Annotated in this window: 24 protein-coding genes and 1 pseudogene; 9 read left to right on the forward strand and 16 right to left on the reverse strand. The window is 65.8% G+C overall.

Annotated elements, in window-relative coordinates; all coding sequences use genetic code 11:
* Positions 1 to 3: 3 nt before the first annotated feature.
* Positions 4 to 243, reverse strand: coding sequence for a hypothetical protein (locus RBJ75_RS01680; protein WP_152647644.1), 240 nt, complete (start codon positions 241 to 243; stop codon positions 4 to 6).
* Between the two features lie 82 nt (positions 244 to 325).
* Here RBJ75_RS01680 and RBJ75_RS01685 point away from each other — a divergent pair, with 82 nt between their 5' ends.
* The gene (locus RBJ75_RS01685; protein WP_080900935.1) at positions 326 to 670 is read left to right on the forward strand and encodes a bacterioferritin-associated ferredoxin; all 345 of its coding nucleotides are present in this window, start codon (positions 326 to 328) and stop codon (positions 668 to 670) included.
* A gap of 176 nt (positions 671 to 846) precedes the next feature.
* The gene (bfr, locus tag RBJ75_RS01690) at positions 847 to 1,329 is read left to right on the forward strand and encodes a bacterioferritin (protein WP_044408002.1); all 483 of its coding nucleotides are present in this window, start codon (positions 847 to 849) and stop codon (positions 1,327 to 1,329) included.
* A gap of 114 nt (positions 1,330 to 1,443) precedes the next feature.
* Here the strand turns inward: bfr and RBJ75_RS01695 are convergent, their stop codons facing one another.
* The 5 genes from RBJ75_RS01695 to RBJ75_RS01715 form a co-directional block, all read right to left on the reverse strand.
* Positions 1,444 to 3,147, reverse strand: a complete 1,704-nt coding sequence (locus RBJ75_RS01695) for a methyl-accepting chemotaxis protein (protein ID WP_044408004.1) — start codon at positions 3,145 to 3,147, stop codon at positions 1,444 to 1,446.
* A 304-nt stretch (positions 3,148 to 3,451) separates the two neighbouring features.
* Positions 3,452 to 4,057, reverse strand: a complete 606-nt coding sequence (locus RBJ75_RS01700) for an MSMEG_1061 family FMN-dependent PPOX-type flavoprotein (RefSeq protein WP_044408007.1) — start codon at positions 4,055 to 4,057, stop codon at positions 3,452 to 3,454.
* Between the two features lie 68 nt (positions 4,058 to 4,125).
* Positions 4,126 to 4,566, reverse strand: coding sequence for a DoxX family protein (locus tag RBJ75_RS01705; RefSeq protein WP_044408010.1), 441 nt, complete (start codon positions 4,564 to 4,566; stop codon positions 4,126 to 4,128).
* 15 nt (positions 4,567 to 4,581) lie between these two features.
* A complete protein-coding gene (locus RBJ75_RS01710; RefSeq protein WP_044408016.1) occupies positions 4,582 to 4,827 on the reverse strand; it encodes a DUF2188 domain-containing protein in 246 nt (81 codons plus the stop codon).
* 125 nt (positions 4,828 to 4,952) lie between these two features.
* On the reverse strand, positions 4,953 to 5,582 hold the full coding sequence (locus RBJ75_RS01715) for an SOUL family heme-binding protein (RefSeq protein WP_276156907.1): 630 nt from the start codon (positions 5,580 to 5,582) through the stop codon (positions 4,953 to 4,955).
* A gap of 229 nt (positions 5,583 to 5,811) precedes the next feature.
* Between RBJ75_RS01715 and RBJ75_RS01720 the strand changes: the two genes are divergently transcribed.
* Positions 5,812 to 6,078, forward strand: a complete 267-nt coding sequence (locus RBJ75_RS01720) for a DUF2277 domain-containing protein (protein WP_044414518.1) — start codon at positions 5,812 to 5,814, stop codon at positions 6,076 to 6,078.
* Between the two features lie 22 nt (positions 6,079 to 6,100).
* Here the strand turns inward: RBJ75_RS01720 and RBJ75_RS01725 are convergent, their stop codons facing one another.
* The 5 genes from RBJ75_RS01725 to RBJ75_RS01745 form a co-directional block, all read right to left on the reverse strand.
* A complete protein-coding gene (locus RBJ75_RS01725) occupies positions 6,101 to 6,730 on the reverse strand; it encodes a collagen-like protein (protein WP_080901128.1) in 630 nt (209 codons plus the stop codon).
* A 90-nt stretch (positions 6,731 to 6,820) separates the two neighbouring features.
* Positions 6,821 to 6,994, reverse strand: a complete 174-nt coding sequence (locus RBJ75_RS01730) for a hypothetical protein (RefSeq protein WP_160297950.1) — start codon at positions 6,992 to 6,994, stop codon at positions 6,821 to 6,823.
* Positions 6,995 to 7,163: 169 nt separating this feature from the next.
* On the reverse strand, positions 7,164 to 8,147 hold the full coding sequence (locus tag RBJ75_RS01735; protein ID WP_411194490.1) for a hypothetical protein: 984 nt from the start codon (positions 8,145 to 8,147) through the stop codon (positions 7,164 to 7,166).
* Between the two features lie 150 nt (positions 8,148 to 8,297).
* Positions 8,298 to 8,678, reverse strand: a complete 381-nt coding sequence (locus RBJ75_RS01740; protein WP_044414516.1) for a RidA family protein — start codon at positions 8,676 to 8,678, stop codon at positions 8,298 to 8,300.
* 143 nt (positions 8,679 to 8,821) lie between these two features.
* Positions 8,822 to 9,022 (reverse strand): hypothetical protein, encoded by a 201-nt coding sequence (locus RBJ75_RS01745; protein ID WP_044414515.1) that lies wholly within the window; start codon positions 9,020 to 9,022, stop codon positions 8,822 to 8,824.
* A gap of 257 nt (positions 9,023 to 9,279) precedes the next feature.
* On the opposite strand from RBJ75_RS01745, the gene RBJ75_RS01750 reads away from it, so the two are divergent.
* On the forward strand, positions 9,280 to 10,689 hold the full coding sequence (locus tag RBJ75_RS01750) for a GGDEF domain-containing protein (RefSeq protein WP_044414522.1): 1,410 nt from the start codon (positions 9,280 to 9,282) through the stop codon (positions 10,687 to 10,689).
* A 94-nt stretch (positions 10,690 to 10,783) separates the two neighbouring features.
* Entirely contained in the window at positions 10,784 to 12,076 is a 1,293-nt protein-coding gene (locus RBJ75_RS01755; RefSeq protein ID WP_044414514.1) for a flavin-dependent oxidoreductase, read from the forward strand.
* Positions 12,077 to 12,212: 136 nt separating this feature from the next.
* Here RBJ75_RS01755 and RBJ75_RS01760 read toward each other — a convergent pair whose 3' ends face one another.
* Positions 12,213 to 12,701, reverse strand: coding sequence for a YegJ family protein (locus tag RBJ75_RS01760; RefSeq protein WP_052628994.1), 489 nt, complete (start codon positions 12,699 to 12,701; stop codon positions 12,213 to 12,215).
* Between RBJ75_RS01760 and RBJ75_RS01765 the strand changes: the two genes are divergently transcribed.
* On the forward strand, positions 12,688 to 12,918 hold the full coding sequence (locus RBJ75_RS01765) for a DUF6429 family protein (RefSeq protein ID WP_044414513.1): 231 nt from the start codon (positions 12,688 to 12,690) through the stop codon (positions 12,916 to 12,918). The two genes, RBJ75_RS01760 and RBJ75_RS01765, sit on opposite strands and share 14 nt — an antisense overlap.
* Before the next feature lie 10 nt (positions 12,919 to 12,928).
* On the opposite strand, the gene RBJ75_RS01770 is transcribed toward RBJ75_RS01765, so the two are convergent.
* Together RBJ75_RS01770 and RBJ75_RS01775 are read right to left on the reverse strand one after the other, a co-directional pair.
* Positions 12,929 to 13,357: a cupin domain-containing protein gene (locus RBJ75_RS01770; protein WP_044414512.1), complete on the reverse strand. Its 429-nt coding sequence runs from the start codon at positions 13,355 to 13,357 to the stop codon at positions 12,929 to 12,931.
* Between the two features lie 211 nt (positions 13,358 to 13,568).
* Positions 13,569 to 14,159, reverse strand: coding sequence for a hypothetical protein (locus tag RBJ75_RS01775; RefSeq protein WP_234707465.1), 591 nt, complete (start codon positions 14,157 to 14,159; stop codon positions 13,569 to 13,571).
* Positions 14,160 to 14,356: 197 nt separating this feature from the next.
* Between RBJ75_RS01775 and RBJ75_RS01780 the strand changes: the two genes are divergently transcribed.
* From RBJ75_RS01780 to RBJ75_RS01790, 3 genes are all read left to right on the forward strand, one after another.
* A complete protein-coding gene (locus tag RBJ75_RS01780; protein WP_080901127.1) occupies positions 14,357 to 14,854 on the forward strand; it encodes a DUF2380 domain-containing protein in 498 nt (165 codons plus the stop codon).
* A 226-nt stretch (positions 14,855 to 15,080) separates the two neighbouring features.
* A complete protein-coding gene (locus RBJ75_RS01785; RefSeq protein WP_044414510.1) occupies positions 15,081 to 15,593 on the forward strand; it encodes a hypothetical protein in 513 nt (170 codons plus the stop codon).
* A 125-nt stretch (positions 15,594 to 15,718) separates the two neighbouring features.
* Positions 15,719 to 16,258 (forward strand): REP-associated tyrosine transposase, encoded by a 540-nt coding sequence (locus tag RBJ75_RS01790; RefSeq protein WP_044414509.1) that lies wholly within the window; start codon positions 15,719 to 15,721, stop codon positions 16,256 to 16,258.
* A 266-nt stretch (positions 16,259 to 16,524) separates the two neighbouring features.
* On the opposite strand, the pseudogene RBJ75_RS01795 reads toward RBJ75_RS01790, so the two are convergent.
* Positions 16,525 to 16,704 (reverse strand): annotated as a pseudogene (locus tag RBJ75_RS01795) (phosphomethylpyrimidine synthase ThiC); the annotation flags it as partial.
* Between the two features lie 112 nt (positions 16,705 to 16,816).
* Positions 16,817 to 17,395, reverse strand: a complete 579-nt coding sequence (locus RBJ75_RS01800; RefSeq protein WP_234707498.1) for a lytic transglycosylase domain-containing protein — start codon at positions 17,393 to 17,395, stop codon at positions 16,817 to 16,819.
* Positions 17,396 to 17,401 lie beyond the last annotated feature (6 nt).

Below are 17,401 nucleotides of genomic sequence, written 5' to 3' on the forward strand. Positions count from 1 at the left end.
GCCTCAACCTTTCGATTTCCGACCGGGATAGATCGCCCGATCAATCATCGTGAATTTCCATAATAGAGTTGAACGATCAATGAACGCGGCCGCCGCGGCGCGGTCACTTTTGCGTCCGCCGGCGGCGTTGCGGCGGATTCGGCGGCCACAGAATCCCCTACAGCGTTCCACCGTGGTCCGGCCGGCAACCCGGCCGACCTTGAGAAAAATCAAACCGGCTTCCGCAGTTTGGAATAGCTTCAATTCGCACCATTTCCTTTTGCAATGCGAATGACTCTCAAATATTGCTGGTGTCAGGGCATCACCTCAAGGGCAGCTTGCTTCCATGATCGTTTGTTCCTGCAATGTGTTGACTGACCATGACGTGCGTAGCGCTGTCTGTTCCGAGGGCGGCAATGCACGGACCGCCGGCGAGGTCTATGGCTGCCTCGGCTGCAGCAAGCGATGCGGGCGCTGCGTTCGTTCGATCAAGCAGATCATGACCGAGGCGCTGCGTGACGCCGGCAGCGCCGAGCCGGCGGACCATGCGCCGGCTCACCTGCATGCGGTGCCCCATGAGCATCCGCACGACCACGGGCATGCCCATGCCCACGACCATTCGCATGGTCACCCCCACGACCATTCGCATGCACCCGAGCATGCCCATCGTGGCGCCGAGCAAGCTGCCTGAGAAGTCCTGAAGCGATTGCTGTTGTCGACGCGCTGTTTGGTCTTCACCGCGGTGGTCGCCGCCGGTTTGACCAGGGCCGGGATTGCGGTTGCGATGGGTTCTGATCTAGAAATGATCTCATCGACATATCAACCGACAGCAGCAAGGCCGCAGCCGGCCGGGCGACAGGAGCTTTTATGAAGGGCGACGCGAAGGTCATCGAATACCTCAACCGGGGACTGCGCAGCGAGTTGACCGCGATCAGCCAGTATTGGCTGCATTATCGTCTGCTCGACAATTGGGGGCTGAAGGAGCTCGCCAAGCAGTGGCGCAAGGAATCGATCGAGGAGATGGAGCACGCTGACAAGTTCACCGATCGCATCATCTTCCTTGACGGCTTCCCCAATATGCAGGTGCTGGACCCGTTGCATATCGGCCAGAACGTCAAGGAAGTCCTGGAGGCCGATCTGCAGGCCGAGATCGGCGCGCGCACGCTGTATCAGGAAGCCGCTACCTACTGCCACGGCGTCAAGGACTATGTGTCGCGGGATCTGTTCGAGCAGTTGATGAAGGACGAGGAGCACCACATCGACTTCCTCGAAACCCAGCTCGACCTGGTCAGCAAGATCGGCATCGAACTGTATCAGGCGTCGCATATCGGCGAACTCGACCACGACTGAGCCGCAAGATTGGCGTCTCGCGGTCCTGTAGTAAGGACCGATCGCGGCGTCGCTTTGGCGCAATGGCTTCCGGCGCTCGATGTGGCGTCGGAAGCCATGATCACCGACCTGGTGTCAGGCGGCGCGCACCGAATCCAGGAATTTGACGACCTCGGTTTTCAGTTTGCTGCTGTCAGTGGACAGCGATTTCGCCGAATTCAACAGCTGCGACGAGGCCGATCCGGTCTCGCTGGCGCCGCGCTCGACGTCGGCGATGTTGGCGCTGACTTGCATGGTTCCTTGCGCGGCCTGCTGCACATTGCGGGAAATTTCCTGGGTCGCGGCACCTTGCTGTTCGACCGCCGAGGCGATCGCCGAGGAAATCTCCGACATCTGTGAAATCGTCGTCCCGATCTCCTTGATGGCGGCAACCGATTCATCGGTGGCCGCTTGCATGCCGGTGATCTGCTGACTGATTTCGTCGGTTGCCTTGGCGGTCTGCTCGGCCAGCGCCTTGACCTCGGAGGCGACCACGGCGAAGCCACGGCCGGCATCGCCGGCGCGGGCGGCCTCGATAGTGGCATTCAGCGCCAGCAGATTGGTCTGGCCGGCGATGGTGTTGATCAATTCCACCACGTCGCCGATCCGGCTGGCCGCGGCGGCGAGCTGGTTGATCCGCCCATTGGTCTTGTCGGCCTGCTGCACGGCGGCGCCGGCGATCCGCGCCGAATCCTGCACCTGACGGCCGATCTCGTGGATCGACGACGCCATCTCCTCGGTGGCGGAGGCCACCGACTGGACGTTGCTGGTGGCTTCCTCGGACGCCCCGGCCACCACCACCGTCAGTTTTTGCGACTGTTCCGCCGTGGCCGCCAGCGTCGCGGCCGAGGCCTCGAGTTCGGCCGACGCCGCCGACACCGCCTCGACGATCTTGCCGACCGCGCCCTCGAAATCATCGGCCAGCCGGTTCATGTCCTCGCGGCGTTGCAGCGCCCGGGCCTGTTCGCGCTCGGCTTTGCTCGCGGCCTCCTCGCGCGCTTTGCGATCGGCATTCTCCCGGATCACGGTCACGGTCTTGGCGATGTCGCCGATCTCGTCGCCGCGTCCGGCGCCCGGAACGTCGACGCTCAGCTCACCCGCCGCCATCTTGCCGAGCGCGCCGTTGAGCTTCATCAGCGGCCGCGAGGTGCCGACGAAATTGAAGATCATCGAGGCGAACAGCGACAGCATCACCGCCATGCCGAGCGCGAAATTCAGCCGGTTGGCCTGGCTCAGTTGCGTCGCGGCCTGGTCCTTGGCGCTGTCGGCGGCCCGCTTGGCGGCGTCCACGGTGGTACGCATCAGCGACAAGGCATTGGACATCAGCGCCAACGCGCGGGCGTCGATCTGATCACGCTTTTTGTGTTCGGCCTGGAGCTGCTCGCCGGTCGCGGTCGATCCCTGCAGCGCCGCCAGCTCGGTCACCTGGCCGATATAGTCGGCGGCCAGCGAGCTGATCGTCGCAAATTGTTGCTTGTCCTGCGAATTCGCCACGTTTGAGACCGCGGTTGCAATGTCCTGCTTCACCAGCGCGTGGGCCTGTTGCAGGTCGCCGATGGCTTTCTCGATGTCCGGTGCCGTGCTGGCCAGCCGGATGTCGCGTCCCGCAAGCTGCATCCGGCGCAGACCGATATTGGCTTCGAGCCCGTGGTCGGCGACTTCCTGCTGGGCGTTGGCGTGCTGATTGGCGACGTTGATCGCCCGCTCCGTGAGCATCTGATTTCCGGCCATGGCGAGCGACAGAACGATGCTGACCAGGCTTGCGAGTCCGAGCTTGATGCCAATGCTATTTAATCTCATGGCGGCTGCTTTCCGGTTTTCCGCTGCTACGAGAATGGACGCGAGCTAATTCGTCGTGGTGAAACGGCGCGTCATGGCCAATCGTATGCAGTGAAGTTGCGTGTCAGAAAGCCGTTACGCCGCGGTCATGAAACGCTTGTTAATTTTCCCCTTGCGTCATACTAAGTAATGAGATTGCTCGCTGTTACTATGCAGCTGAGTACCGATGCACCCGACTATCCGCGCGACATACGCGCGCGGGTTTCGATCAATTCGCTTGGTCAGGAGATGAGGACCGGGCAGGCCGCGCCGGCGCCGTGCGCGGCTAGAGTTGGCTGCGGAAGCGCGCCTCGACGTCAGTCTGGCTCTCGGGTTCGCCGAGACTGGTCTGGTCGTGGATAATCTGGCTGATGCTGGGCAGCACCGCGCGCTCGACCTGAGCGTCGGCGGACCATAGGCGCGAGCGCATCAGCGCCTTGCCGCAATGGAAATACGCCTCGGTGACGGCGATCCGCAGCACCGCGCGCGGCGGCTTGCCGAACTCCTCCATCGCCGCCAGCAGCTCCGGCTCCGCCGAGACGCTGCCTTGGCCCGAGACCCGCAGCGTGTCGTCGATGCCGGGCACGAAGAAGATCAGTTGCAGCAACCCGCTGCCGGAAACCAGATTCTTGAAGCTGTCGATCCGGTTGTTGCCGGGGCGATCGGGCATCAGCAGCTCGTGAGGGCCCTTGACGGTGACGAAGCCCGGATGGCCGCCGCGCGGCGAGGCGTCGACGCTGCCGTCGGCGCCGGATGTCGCCAGCACGCAGAATGGCGACAGGCCGATAAAGCTGGCTGCGTGTCGGTCGATCGAGGGACGGGCTTTGGCGATCACCCGTTCCGTCGGCTCCGGGTAGATCGCGCCAAGGTCGTCAGCGGCAAGCTCTGTCACGTCGATCCCCCGTCATTGTCCACCATCGACTCGAAAGGTACCATGCTGCGGCGCGCTCGCAAGCCGTCTCAGCGGGATTTGTGGCGCCATGGCCAGTCGATCACCCCGGCGGCATAAAGCGTCGCCCAGATGATCAGCGGCTGCGCCGCCAGCCGCGGGCCATGGTACCACCAGCTGTCGGGGATGCCGGCGATCCGGATGCCGTCGAGCGCGTGTTTGAAATTGGCTGGCCAGACGCACAGCGCATAGGCGGCGAGGGCGATGCCGGCCCACCAGCGCAGCGGCCGGGTCACCAGCGCCACCGCGCCGGCGAGTTCGCACAGCCCGGTGATGAAGATCACCGGCGCGGCGAAGGGCACCCATGACGGCGTCATCGCCAGCAATTTGTCCGGCGCAAGCAGATGTGCGATTCCGGCAGCGGCAAAGAAAGCCGCCAGCACCCAGCGCATCACCGCCCGCGCGCGGCCTGACGCCGCTGCGGGCGATGTCGGTTTGGCTGCCGCGGTCATTGTGCCGGCGGCGGCTCAGGTCTTGTCGACGATGTCGGTGGTCGGACGATCATTGCCGCGCACGGTCTCCTCGTGCCACTTGCCGTGCTCGTCCTCATATTGGATCACCTCGGTCCGGCCGGGGACGCGCTGCTCGTCCGCCGCACGCCGCGCCGCTGCGGCCGCCTTGTCGTGGCTGGGATAGGGCTCGGAAAACACCTCGCCGACCTTGTAGGCCCAGCCGCCGTCATGTTCGACGATCTTGTAAACAACATTGGTCATGGCCGACTCGCTTTCGAGATGGGTGACGATCCGCAGTCTGACGCCGCGTACCAGGCCGCGCAACAACGCGCCCGGCCCAGCGATGTTCCGCGCCGGGAACCTGAGGCGCGGCGCCACAGCGGCCGCTATCGCGGCGCCACCGCCACGGCGGCTTCGTTGCGGCGCAGGAACGGGATGGTGAAAGGCGCGTCATAGAACAGGCCGTAGGGCGTTCCGACCGGCTTCCAATGCGAATCCGCCAGCGCCGCGATCAATTGCTGCTGCCGCGGCGCCAGATCGCGGCCGGTGCCGGAAAAGCGCAGCGTGGCCACGGTCTGGGCCGGCACGGTGACGATCTTGACGCGGTCGTCGGTCGGCGTCGGCGCATCGGCGCTGCTGTAGCGCGCCGGCAGGAAGAACCGCATCCGCACGCCGCCGTCCGTGGCGGTTTCGACCGGGGCGGTCATGGCAATTTTGGCCGGCCGCGCGACATCGACCGGCGCGGTCATCGCCACCCGCTCGGGCGCGCCGGCGGCGCCACGATTGGCGCCGGAAATATAGGAAAACAGCAGGCCAAAAGCCTGACCGCGGCCGGCCTGGTCACCCTGGTCGAGATCGACCTCGGCGGCGAGCCGCGGTCCGTAGCTGCGGATCTCGATATTGGCGGCGGGCTGGTCGAGCACCGTATAGGCCGGCTCCTCATAGAGCCGCAGCCCGAACGTGCCGAGGATCGCCTCGGTAACGAGTACCACATAATACCAGAGGTCCGACAGCATCGGCATTTTCCAATTCTCGCCCGGCCAGATGGCGCTGATCGAGAGCTAATGACGAAGCCGGATCAGGCAAGGTTTTCGGCATCGACCAGCGATGCGGGCGCGGCAATGTGTCGGGGCAATGTGTCGGGGCAATGCGGCCGTCAGACCCCGCCAATGTTGGTTTCCGGATCTGCCGGACTACGCTTAAATATGGCTGCCGCCCGTTCCGCGAACCTCACCGGAGCCAATCATGTGCCGCAACATCAAGACGTTGTTCAATTTCGAACCACCGGCGACCGAGGCGGAAATTCACGCTTCGGCGTTGCAGTTCGTCCGCAAATTGTCCGGCTTCAATGCGCCGTCGCAGGCCAATGCGGCCGCGTTCGATCGTGCCGTCGCCGAAGTATCGCAGGTCGCGCGAGACCTTTTGGCGTCGCTGCAGACTCAGGCGCCGCCGCGCGATCGCCAGATCGAGGCGGAGAAGGCGCGCGACCGCTCGCGCGCGCGGTTCGGATAGCGCGCGGCGCGCGGTCTCGCGTCTATTCCTTGTGCTTGTGCTTTTTCTTTTTCTTTTTGCCGTCGTCGTCTGGCTCGGCGTCGATGTCGACACTGGCCTCGGCGTCACGCGCGGCGGCTTCGAGCGCCTCGAGGGCGAGCCGTTGCTCGAGCTCGCGGGCTTCGCGTTCGAGCGCTTCGCGCGCGCGGGTCGCCTTGTAGTCCTCATAGGCGTCGAACAGAAGATGCAGCCACGGCATCACCTGATCGAGCGACGGCAATTGTCCGGCCGGGCCGGCTTCGCCACGTGGGCCGGCTTCGCCACGCGGACCTTGCTCGCCCGGCTTGCCCTGCGGTCCCTGCGGACCGACAGCGCCCTGCGGACCCGGTTTGCCGTCCGGACCAGCTTTGCCATCCGCACCCGGCTTGCCGTCGGGGCCAGGCTTGCCTTGCGGCCCGGGCGCGCCGGGCTTGCCGTTGACGCCGGGCTTGCCTTGGGGGCCTGGATCGCCGCGCTTGCCCTGCGGACCGGCTTTGCCGGGAAGCCCCGGCTTGCCCTGCGGACCTTCGGGGCCGGGCCGGCCGGGATGACCCTGCGGGCCGGGGAGGCCGGCGAGACCGGCGGGTCCGCGCGGGCCGATCGGACCCTGCCTCGGTGTTGTTTGCTTCGCCACGTCTGCCTCCGAACTGATTCTGCACAAGCGTTGTAGCAGCAGGACGGTGACGGCTTCAAATCCGCGGCAGTGACCGGTTCGCCGTGCGCGTCACTCGGTCGGCGCCTGCGACGTGGATTGATCCCGCGTCGCGCGGGCGTTGTCGTCGGGCTGCGCCATCGGACGCTTGCTTCGTCCGGTGACGCGAAACAGCGTATGGACCGTGGTGCCGACCGTGGCGCAGCCGCCGCGCATATTGGGCAGGATCAGAACAGCTTCATTCATCGTCATTCTCCGTTGTTGTCTTGGATGTTGTTCTGGAGAAATCTGCGAAGAATTGTTTGGTTCGCGGTGACGTGCGGTTATGGTTACCGCGGCTTTAATGCGGTCGGACTGCGCGTAGGACCGCGGCCGAGTGGTCCGGCGATGCCGCGCGGTTTTCGTGCGGGCGCGGCTACGCCGCGTCGGTCTTGGGGCTGCCCTGCGCCGCCGCGGCCGGCAGCACCACCAGCGCGTCGTCCTTGCGGCAGATGCCGAAGGTGCCGTTGATGTTGGAGGTCAGCACGCTGGCCGGCTCGCCGCATTTTTCGCAGTGGAACACGCCGGCGGCGTCGAACCGGCCGGCGAGCTTGTCCTGCTTGCTGATCAGCGTGCAGGCGTGGCTGACCGGATCGATCGAGACCTTGGCGCCGCAGGAGAAGCAGAACCGCGCCTCGGAATGCTGCTTGGCCTGATCGATATTGGCCGGGATCTTGCTGGCGCAGACCGGGCACGACACCGACACCGCGCGGGTGAATTGCGAGGCGCCGGGCAGCCGCAGGAAGATGCTGCCGGAGGTCGAGCGATGGGCGTGGAAGCGCTGGCCGCAATGCTCGCAGGTCGGCTTGGCGCTGTCGCCGGGCTGATTGCCGATCTGGAATTCGACGGTCTGCTTGCAGCTCGGGCAGCTGTCGGTCTCGGTGACCAGTCTGCGTTCGGGCGCCGGCTTGCCTTCGGCCAGATGCGCCTCGATCTGCAGCGTATGGCGCGTCGTCATCATCTCGATCACGTCATAGGGCATCGGCCGGCCGGTGATTTCGCCAAGCTCGTGGCTGACGCCGATCAGATTGTCGATGCATTGTTCGAGCTGCGCCAGATAGACCGACGGAGGCAATTGCTCGTCGCGCCCGCTCTTGACCGATTTGTGGATCTGGCTGATCGAGGTTTCGAGCTGGCGCGCCAGCACGTCGATATTCGCCGCCACTCTGGTTTCGGTGGTGCGCATCCGAACCGTCCAGACCACCGCCAGCGTCGCCAGGCTGGCGCCGAACACGGCCGAGACCTGGCCCCAAAACCATACCCATCCGTGTTGGGTGCCGAGCGCCACGCCGAGCACGATCATGAACAGCCCGGTGCAGGCCGCGATGGTCTCGATCGGATGCGCTGAGAACACTCTCATGAAGGCTTTGCGCAGCACCATGCACCTGTCGACGAGGGTTGATTGGGCTAACTTACCGCCGAATCTGTGCGGCTCAAAGCCGAACCTGCGCGGCCGACACAGTTTTACCGGCGAACCTTTCGCAGCTTGGCGCGGCGCGGTGATTCGATATCAGTCTGTGACCAGCGACGCCACGGCCTCGATCTCGATCAGCATCTTCGGGTCGGGCAGCGCCTGCACCACGCAGGTGGTGCGCGCCGGATAGGGCGCCGGGCCAAACGCTTCGGCATAAAGCTTGTTCATCGGCGCGACGTCGGAGGCACGGGTCAGCAGCACATTGACCTTGACCAGATGCCGCATCGTGGCGCCGGCCTGATCGAGCACGAGCTGCAGCCCCTTCACCACAAACGCAAATTGCGCGGCGAAATCATCCGGCAGCTGGCGATTGTCGTCGAAGCCGGGCGTGCCGGAGATGAATAACAGGTCGCCGATTCGCGCGGCCGAGGAGAGCGGCGGCGCACCATGCTTGGCGGGAATGTGCTGGATCGGCATCGGGGCTCCTTGGCGCGGGAATGTGGTGTGAGAATAGCTCGCATCTGCTCAAGCGCAATATGCGGCGGCGTCGCCCAACGCCATCCCGACAGCGACGCCGTCGCGACGGCGTCGCTGCTGCCGGACCATTTTGCCGCCGGCGCTCAGCTCTTCGCCATCGCCTCGCGCTGCGCGAGCAAGCGATCCAGTTCGTCCTGCTGCTCGGCGATGCGATCGGCGGTGCGGGTTTCGTCGGCGGCCCCCGAGGAGCCGGCCGCCTGTTCGGTCAGCTGGCGCAGATTATCACGCAAGATCGCGATGCGGTCGTCGAGCGCGGACAGCGAGAGCGGCGTGTCGTTGGTCATGGTGAGTGTCCTGTTAGGGCGACGCCCCACGATGCGGGTGCGCAATGTCGGCCAGGATAGCCGGGTTCGGCCGCGATATCCATGGCGACAGGCAAGCGCGATCCGCCATCGTGGTGCGTCGCGGATCGCGCCCGTCGGTGATCGACGCTGTTGGCTGCGGGAGTGGCGGGCTTCGCGCGCCTTTGACCGTTGGTCTTAACTTGCCATCAATGGTGAAGGCCTACACCGGCGGAATATTCGTAGGATTGAAGCATCAGATGGTCCCGTTTGAATGGAACGCGCTGTTCGAGACCGGCAATGCCCGGATCGACAGCCAGCATCGCAAGCTTTTCGAACTCACCAACGAACTCGCCGGCGCGGTCCAGAACGGCGAGAAGCTACCGGAAATATCCGCTCTGGTCCTCAAGCTTCGTGACTACGCGGCCACGCATTTCTGCGACGAAGAGCAATTGATGCGGTGCTCGTCGCTGGCGGAGCAGGACAAGACCCGCCATGCCTGCGCCCACCGCTCCTTCATCAAGAAGGTCGAGGAGCTCGCCGCCCGCGACGATCTTTCGAATGTCGAGGCGGTCAGCGGATTTCTCCAGTTTCTCGTCACCTGGCTGGTGACCCACATTCTGAAACTCGATCATCGCATGACCAAGGCCTTGCTCGAGAAGCGGGCCGTCGATAACGACAGGCCAATCCCGATCGAACAGATTCTGATCTCGGCGCTGATGGAGTCCGAGCGCCGGTTTCGGGTGATCTCGGACGAAGCGCCGGCGCTGATCTGGATTTGCGGCCATGACGGCGCGCGCAACTTCGCCAACAAGGCGTGGTTCGATCTCGTCGGCGAGCCGGCAAGCGCGGCCGCCACGATCGATTGGACCAGCTATCTGCATCCGGAGGACAAGGAGCGCTATCTGGCGCTGATCGCCGAGCTGCTGCGCTCCGGGCTGCCGGCCAAGACCGAGTTTCGGATCCGCAGCGCGTCCGGCTGGCGCTGGGTGCTGGAGAAGATCACGCCGCGGATGGACGGTGACCAGCCGATCGGGCTGATCGCCTCGGGCACCGATGTCAGCGATATCAAACTGTCCGAGGGGCTGTTGACCGCGGCCAACCGCCGGGTCGAGCAGGAAGTGGCGGAGCGCACCCGCGAATTCAAGCGCCTCGCCCACGCCGACCCGTTGACGGGAATTGCCAATCGCCGACTGCTGCTCGAACAGCTCGACAGCGAAGTGGCGAGCGCGGCCAGCGGCGGCGGCGCGCTGGCGGTGCTGTTCATCGACATCGATCACTTCAAGAGCATCAACGACAGCTTTGGACACGCCGCCGGGGATTCGGTTCTGGTCCAGATCGCCGCAACCATGAAGGGCCTGGTCCGCCAAAGCGATCTGGTCGGCAGGTTGGGCGGCGAGGAATTCGTGGTGCTGCTGCTGAACACCGAGATCGACGCCGCGCTGCGCGTTGCCGATCATGTACGCAAGGCGATCGCGCGCTGCGCGTTCAAGGACATCACCAGGCCGGTGACGATCAGCGTCGGCGTCGCCGGCTATGAGGCGGCCGATGACGCCGCGAGCCTGCTCGCCCGTGCCGATCACGCGCTGCTGCAGGCCAAGCGTAGCGGGCGGAACCAATGCAAGCTGGGGCGCACCCAGGTCGAGTCCCGCGCGGCTGAACCGGCCTAGCACGGCCCGCGATCCCGGCGGCCGGCTTGCCTCGCCAGCCATTGCTGGTTAGAGCATCCCGCAACCGGAGGTACCGGATGCGGGAGGACGTCTCATGAGCGGCAAAGTGATCATCGCCGGCGGTGGCATCGGCGGGCTTGCCACCGCGCTGACGCTGCATCAGATCGGCGTGCCCTGCGTGGTCTATGAGTCGAGCCGCGAGATGCGCCCGCTCGGCGTCGGCATCAATCTACAGCCCAATGCGGTGCGCGAACTCGGCGATCTCGGCATCACCGAGGCCGCGCTCGACCGCGTCGGCCTGCCGGCCCGCGAATGGGCGCTAGTCGGCCTCAATGGCAACGACATCTATTGCGAGCCGCGCGGCAAGGACGCCGGCTATCGCTGGCCGCAATACGCCGCGCATCGCGGTCGCTTCCACATGCTGCTGCACGACGAAGTGGTGAAGCGGCTCGGCGCCGACGCGATGCGGCTCGGCTGCCGCGTCACCGGCTACGCCAAGACCGCCGACGGCGTCACCGCGACCATCGCCCATGCCGACGGCACGATGTCGGAGGATCACGGGGCGCTGCTGGTCGGCGCCGACGGCATCCATTCGGCCATCCGCGCCCAGATGCATCCCGGGCAGCCGCCGATCCATTGGGGCGGCGCGGTGATGTGGCGCGGCACCACGCAGGGCAAGCCGACCCGCACCGGCGCGTCGTTCATCGGACTCGGCACCCATCGCCAGCGCGTGGTGATCTATCCGATCTCGCAGCCGGATCCTTCGACCGGGCTGTCGATGCTGAACTGGATCGCCGAGGTGACGCTCGACAATGCCGAGGGCTGGAAGCAGCAGGGCTGGTTCCGCCAAGTGCCTACCGCGGACTTTGCGCATCATTTCGACGGCTGGGTGTGGGACTGGCTCGACGTGCCGGCGATGATCCGCGGCTCCGACTGCGCCTTCGAAAATCCGATGATCGACCGCGATCCGGTGTCGACCTGGCGCGACGGCCCGGTGGCGCTGCTCGGCGACGCCGCGCATGCGATGTATCCGACCGGCTCCAACGGCGCCAGCCAGGCCATCATCGACGCCCGCGAGCTCGGCGCCGCGCTGGTCACGCATGGCGCCACCGAGGCCGCGCTCGCCGCCTACGACCACAAACTCTGCGGCCCGGTCTCGCAACTGATCCTGCGCAACCGCGGCGCCGGCCCGTTCGGATTGCTGAACCTGGTCGACGAGCGCTGCGGCGGCACCTTCGATAATATCGACGCGGTGATCCCGCCGGCCGAACGCGCGGCGTTCATGGCCGGCTACAAATCCGCGGCGGGATTTGCGATCGAGACGCTGAACGCGGCCGCGCCGACGATCGCGCCGGGTGCGCGGGTGAAGGAGACGGTGGGGGCGTAGTGGCATCGTAGCCTGCATGGCGCGTCGCTGAATGAGGGATCACGGACGGTGATCGAAGCCCTGATTGCGCTGCGCCGTATCCGGGCTACGCTCACGACGTTTGCCAAGCAAAGACCTTTCCACCATATCCCCATCGTCATTGCTTGCAATCGATCCCATATTTGGCGCGGAACGCGGCGCGTTGCTCCGGCGGCTCTCGTGCGATCAGAACGCAGGTAGTATAATTTCCGACCACCCGTCCATCCTCGGTATAGGACCAATCGGCGATGTCCTTTCGCTTGAAGGCGAGGCGGTCGCCGTATTTCAGATTGGAGACGTTGCGTGGCTCGTTGACGACGCGGCCGATGAAGCCGTCGCCGTCGCGGACGAACGGACGCAGCCATAGTAACTCGCTGTTGGCGCCGAGCGGCACTTTCACCTTGACCGAGAAGTCGCGCTGATTGCCGGCGGGATGGTCGGCGCGGGCGAGAAACGCATCCAGCCCGGCGCGAGCTTTGGCGACCGCCGCAGCCATCTGCGGATCGTCATTCGGTACACGGGCGGTCTCGTCGCCCGCGGCCTTGTCTGCGCGGGCCTTGTCGACGATGATCGCCGCGAACGAGGAGGGACCGATGCAACTCGACACCGACAAGATCGACGATGCCACGCTGGCGCTGCTGTATCTGACGCTGCACGGCGGTTTTCGCGCCTGGAAAGGCCATGACTGGAACGTGCTCGACCGCCTCCACGAACGGGACCTGATCGAGAATCCGGCCAGCAAGGCGAAGTCCGTGATGTTCACCGAGGAGGGGCTGCAGCGCGCCAAGGAATTGTTCGAGGCGATGTTCGTGAAACCGGCGTAGCGCTTCGTTGCTAATTGACCGGCGTGACGTCCTTGAGGCCGGTCGCCCCCATATATACCCCGAGCACGCGCGCCGGCGTGGGGCCGGTATTGATGCCGACATGCGCCACACCCATCGCCTCGATCACGGAATCGCCCTGGCGATAGACCCGTGTGCCGTAGGCGCCGTAATCGACCGTCAATTCGCCTTCCAGAATATAGGCGAACAGCGGCACCTCGTGCTTGTGCAGGATGGTGCGCTCGCCGACCCCCAGCGTGACGATGGCGGCGGTGACATGCGCCTCGCCCGCCGGATAGTGGATCGTCTCGCCCAGGATCGTGGTGCCGGTCGACAGCAGCGGCACCGCCGGGTAGCCGTGCGGCGCGGCCCGCGTGGCGACGGGGGCGTCGGTCGCGCAGGCAAGGACGGCGAGCGCCATCGCGGGATTATTGTGGCGCATCGGCGGTCCTTCCGGTGGAAGCGGGGATCGCTTCATAGCCACTATGCGGGCGGCGTGCTGTCGGGACAATTGCCGGGCGACGAAGCGTCCGTCATGCGACGAAGCATGGTTGAGACGGTGTTAACGGCGATGGCGCATGGCGCTGCGCCGAGCGGCGGCTAGGCCGGCTGCTTTGCACCGCATGGCATTGCGCGCGCCAGCGTGCCGCCTGCTACGTCTCTGGCAACACATCCCTGATCGCGTCGTCGAGCGGCTCGTCGGTGTCGTCTGGCTGGTTGGTCTTGTCGGCCGGCACAGCGATCTGGCAGGCCGCCAGCACGGCCTTGAGCACGGCGTCCTGCGGGTCCCAGCGGAAATAGGCATCGTGCATCTCAAGGACCGAGCGCGACACCCGCACTTTCAGCTTGGTCGCTGTGCCGAGCTCGGTGAGGAACGCCGCCGCCGTGGGCTGATAATCGATCACCACGATGTTGCGGCGCTGGCCGCGGACCAGCACGCGTCCGGTCTGGTCGATGGCGTCGTTGAACCGATACGCCACCGCGATCGGGCCGCTGCGCAGCCCGACGTCGTAGGCGATGCGGATGCGCGGCTTGCCGCGCGCGCAGCCGGCCTCGAGCGCGGCGCGGCGGGGGGCGAGGATGGCGGTCGTCTCGGCGCGGCCGAGCAGGATCGCGACCGGGCGCGACTCGTGCGCCTTGCGCCATTTGCCGTCGAGCGGCGTGTCGAAGGCGGATTGCCGTTGCGAGAGAATAACGCTCTGCTGCTGCGCCGTGACGCAGCCCGCGAGCAGGCTCAGACTCAACCCTGCAACTACCCGATACGCGCGACACATCGGAAGCTCTCCGGCTCGCAAAGCTAATAGATCGCACTGCGGGAGGCAACAAATAGCGTTGCGGTATCGGGGCGCCGTGCCGCGTAGCAGCGCTTGCGGGCGGCGGGCCGGCGGATTAGGCTCGGCCCTAGACGGTCCGGTCAGGGCCGCTTCCCAGGGAGGCGATCATGCGACGACGCCAGGCGATGGCGCTGCTGTGCGGCGCAGTGCTGGCCGCGGCGCGCCCAGGCCATGCGGCCGTCGGCGCGGTCGGCATAGCGGTCGCCGATTTCGACTACACGGATAGTTCAGGCGAAGCCATCGACCAGAGCGCGGCGCATCGCGCACGGATTGCGACCTTCGCAACGCTGTTGCGCCAGAATCTGAGGCAGCGGGACTATCGGGTGATCCGGCCGGATTGCGCGGCGGCCTCCTGCACCGCCAGCGAGATGGCGCCCGCGCAGCTGATCGCCGCAGCGCGGCAGGCCGGGGCGCGCTATTTGCTCTATGGCGGCATCCGCAAGATGAGCACGCTGGTGCAATGGGGCGAGGTGCAATTGCTCGATCTCGACCGCGAGCAGCTGGTGCTGCGCCGCACCGTCACCTTCCGCGGCGACACCGACGAAGCCTTCCGCCGCGCCGCCGATTTCGTCGGCGACACCGTCAACGGCGCCATCGCCAGATAGCACGTGGCACGTAGGTGGGCAAAGCGAAGCGTGCCCACCGATCCTCGGCGTGACGTTGATGTGGGCACGGCGCAACCGCGCCTTTGCGCCCTACGCTTTGCCAGCCTTGGGCGCGGCACTCGCCGCCGCATGGCTTGACCGCGCGCGGTACCGCACTGGATCAGATCAATGCCGCGGCGCGCGGCCCTGCTAGGCTGCGGGCCGCTGTGTCGAATTGGAGGTTGTCATGATCGCGCGTTGTCGTCTTGCGGGTTTGGCTGTCGCACTGCCCGCGCTTCTCGCGGCGGCGCTGGCGCCGCCCTCGCCGGCTCGGGCCGGGGACGGGTTGGAGCCGTACGCGCCGCTGCTGGTCGAGTTGCCGGGCTGGAAAGCCGGCAAGCTCGGCGGCCTGGCGATGCAGGACGGCGGCAGCCGCATCGTGGTGGTGCAGCGCGGCTATGAGCGCGGCGAGGTGCATGTCAGCGTGCAGCTGCTCGCCGGTCAGCCGGCGCAGAGCCGGCTCGCCTCCGCCGGCACCGGCCTCAACACCGAAGCCAGCCACGGCCCGATCCGCAGCGCGACCATCGACGGTTTCAAGGTGACGCAAACGTTCAAGCCGAGCGACAAGTCCGGCACCATCCTCGTCGCGCTCGGCCCCACCGCGGCGCTCTCGCTGGCGTTCAAGGGCCTCGGTGACGACGAGGCGCTGGCGACGGCGAAAACCTTCGACTGGAAGGCGATGCAGGCGGCGGTGAAGTAGCGGGGGCAGCCCGCGTGAGCCAAAAGATATGCGGCTTTTGACGTCACCAGCTACGCTTGTTTCGAGCCATCGTGTAGGATGGGTTGAGCTCTTGCGAAACCCATCGCCGCACAACGAGCCTTTCGATGACGAATTATCGGCGCAACGCCATCGCCGGTGGCCGCTTCTTCTTCACCGTCAATCTCGCGGAGCGCCGGCTGCGGTTGCTGACCGATCACATCGGCCTGTTGCGCGGTGCCTTCCACGAGACGCGGCAGCGCCATCCGTTCGTGATCGACGCGATCGTGGTGTTGCCCGACCACCTTCATGCGGTCTGGACGCTCCCCGATGGCGATCGCGATTTCGCCACGCGCTGGCGGCTAATCAAGGCTGCGTTTTCACGCGGCCTGCCGACGGGCGAACGGATTTCCGAAAGCCGCGCGCGCAAAGCCGAACGCGGCATCTGGCAGCGGCGCTATTGGGAGCATACGCTTCGCGACGACGACGATCTCGCGCGGCATATCGACTACATTCATTTCAACCCGGTGAAACATGGGCTGGTCAGCCGCGTGCAGGATTGGCCGCATTCCTCGTTCCATCGCATGGTCGCGCGCGGGGTCAATCCGATCGATTGGGCCGGCGACATGGACGTCCCAAGCGATGCGTTCGGCGAACGATCGCCGTAGGATGGGTTGAGCCCTTCGCGAAACCCATCATGATGTGCAGCGGTCGGGACGATGGGTTTCGCAAGAGCTCAACCCATCCTACGGGCTGGCGACGGCGAAGGAGTTTGATTGGACCGCGATACGGGCCGCGCTGAAGTAGCAAGTAGCCCGCAAGAGTGCAGCGCGTAGCAGGTAGGGTGGGCAGAGCGAAGCGTGCCCACCACCTTGGCGTTGAAACGCAACGCGTGGGCACGGCGCAAGCGCGCCTTTTCCCACCCTATCGCTTGCTGCTTCGGCGTGACGTAGCACAGCATCGCGCAGCCGAACCAGCCGAACCAGCCGAACCAGCCGAACCAGCCGAACCAGCCGAACCAGCCGATCATCGCCGCACCCATGCCGGAGGTGATGTGGTCGTAGCCCGGCGCAATGTCGGAGGTCAAAGGACCGAGCGTGTAGAACGGCGCCTCGTGCGGTAGCTCAGCTCCTCGTCGGAGCTCCCCTCGGAACAAGCTGTAATGTGGGCCGATCGGCTTGGGCGTCAACGCGCCTTGAGAGAAGGCCGGTCAAGAGAAACGCAGATCAGGGCTTCGGCGAGCCAGGGCTTGAACCGGCGGCCGCCGGCGGCGCGGCGGTCGATGCCGAGGCGATCGCCTCGGTGGCCGGGGGGGCAGCGGCAATGCTGCGGCGCGATTTGGCGACAGCGGCGTGGCGTGTCGCGCGCTGCCGCTTGGCGACATAGTAGTAGCCACCGGCATAATAGGCGACCGCGCGGTCGTGGTCGCCGCGGGCGGCCAGAAAGGCGCCGGCCAGATATTTGACCGCGTAGGTCAGGTTGGTGACCGGGTCGCGCAGCCCTTCGGCGGTGCCGGTATAGCCAAGCGAGCGCGCGGTGCCGAGCTTGATTTGCATCAGGCCGATGGTTCCGCCGCGGCCGATCAGCCCGGCGCGATAGCCGCTTTCGCGCCTGATCACCCGATGGATCAGGGACTCCGGCAGACCGTTGGCCTGGGCATGGGCCGCCACCAGGGCGTCATATTGGCTGTTGTGGGTTTTCTCGGCGAGGGCGGGCTTCTGGGCGAGCGCCGGCTGCGACAGCATCAGCCCGATGGCGGCGCAGAGGGCGACGGCGCAATTCATGACAGCCGTTGGCAGTTTCATATGGTG

The sequence above is a fragment of the Rhodopseudomonas sp. BAL398 genome (genome assembly GCF_033001325.1).
In the GTDB taxonomy this organism is placed as follows: Bacteria; Pseudomonadota; Alphaproteobacteria; order Rhizobiales; family Xanthobacteraceae; genus JARJEH01.

What these genes read in the sequence shown, in the direction of transcription:
- RBJ75_RS01765 (WP_044414513.1), top strand. Translation starts at nt 12,688, where the DNA reads ATGCAACTCGACACCGACAAGATCGACGATGCCACGCTGGCGCTGCTG.
- RBJ75_RS01770 (WP_044414512.1), bottom strand. Translation starts at nt 13,357, where the DNA reads ATGCGCCACAATAATCCCGCGATGGCGCTCGCCGTCCTTGCCTGCGCG.
- RBJ75_RS01780 (WP_080901127.1), top strand. Translation starts at nt 14,357, where the DNA reads ATGCGACGACGCCAGGCGATGGCGCTGCTGTGCGGCGCAGTGCTGGCC.
- RBJ75_RS01790 (WP_044414509.1), top strand. Translation starts at nt 15,719, where the DNA reads ATGACGAATTATCGGCGCAACGCCATCGCCGGTGGCCGCTTCTTCTTC.
- RBJ75_RS01800 (WP_234707498.1), bottom strand. Translation starts at nt 17,395, where the DNA reads ATGAAACTGCCAACGGCTGTCATGAATTGCGCCGTCGCCCTCTGCGCC.
- RBJ75_RS01705 (WP_044408010.1), bottom strand. Translation starts at nt 4,566, where the DNA reads ATGACCGCGGCAGCCAAACCGACATCGCCCGCAGCGGCGTCAGGCCGC.
- RBJ75_RS01750 (WP_044414522.1), top strand. Translation starts at nt 9,280, where the DNA reads ATGGTCCCGTTTGAATGGAACGCGCTGTTCGAGACCGGCAATGCCCGG.
- RBJ75_RS01740 (WP_044414516.1), bottom strand. Translation starts at nt 8,678, where the DNA reads ATGCCGATCCAGCACATTCCCGCCAAGCATGGTGCGCCGCCGCTCTCC.
- RBJ75_RS01685 (WP_080900935.1), top strand. Translation starts at nt 326, where the DNA reads ATGATCGTTTGTTCCTGCAATGTGTTGACTGACCATGACGTGCGTAGC.
- bfr (WP_044408002.1), top strand. Translation starts at nt 847, where the DNA reads ATGAAGGGCGACGCGAAGGTCATCGAATACCTCAACCGGGGACTGCGC.
- RBJ75_RS01695 (WP_044408004.1), bottom strand. Translation starts at nt 3,147, where the DNA reads ATGAGATTAAATAGCATTGGCATCAAGCTCGGACTCGCAAGCCTGGTC.
- RBJ75_RS01720 (WP_044414518.1), top strand. Translation starts at nt 5,812, where the DNA reads ATGTGCCGCAACATCAAGACGTTGTTCAATTTCGAACCACCGGCGACC.
- RBJ75_RS01745 (WP_044414515.1), bottom strand. Translation starts at nt 9,022, where the DNA reads ATGACCAACGACACGCCGCTCTCGCTGTCCGCGCTCGACGACCGCATC.
- RBJ75_RS01755 (WP_044414514.1), top strand. Translation starts at nt 10,784, where the DNA reads ATGAGCGGCAAAGTGATCATCGCCGGCGGTGGCATCGGCGGGCTTGCC.
- RBJ75_RS01785 (WP_044414510.1), top strand. Translation starts at nt 15,081, where the DNA reads ATGATCGCGCGTTGTCGTCTTGCGGGTTTGGCTGTCGCACTGCCCGCG.
- RBJ75_RS01715 (WP_276156907.1), bottom strand. Translation starts at nt 5,582, where the DNA reads ATGCTGTCGGACCTCTGGTATTATGTGGTACTCGTTACCGAGGCGATC.
- RBJ75_RS01710 (WP_044408016.1), bottom strand. Translation starts at nt 4,827, where the DNA reads ATGACCAATGTTGTTTACAAGATCGTCGAACATGACGGCGGCTGGGCC.
- RBJ75_RS01730 (WP_160297950.1), bottom strand. Translation starts at nt 6,994, where the DNA reads ATGAATGAAGCTGTTCTGATCCTGCCCAATATGCGCGGCGGCTGCGCC.
- RBJ75_RS01735 (WP_411194490.1), bottom strand. Translation starts at nt 8,147, where the DNA reads ATGAGAGTGTTCTCAGCGCATCCGATCGAGACCATCGCGGCCTGCACC.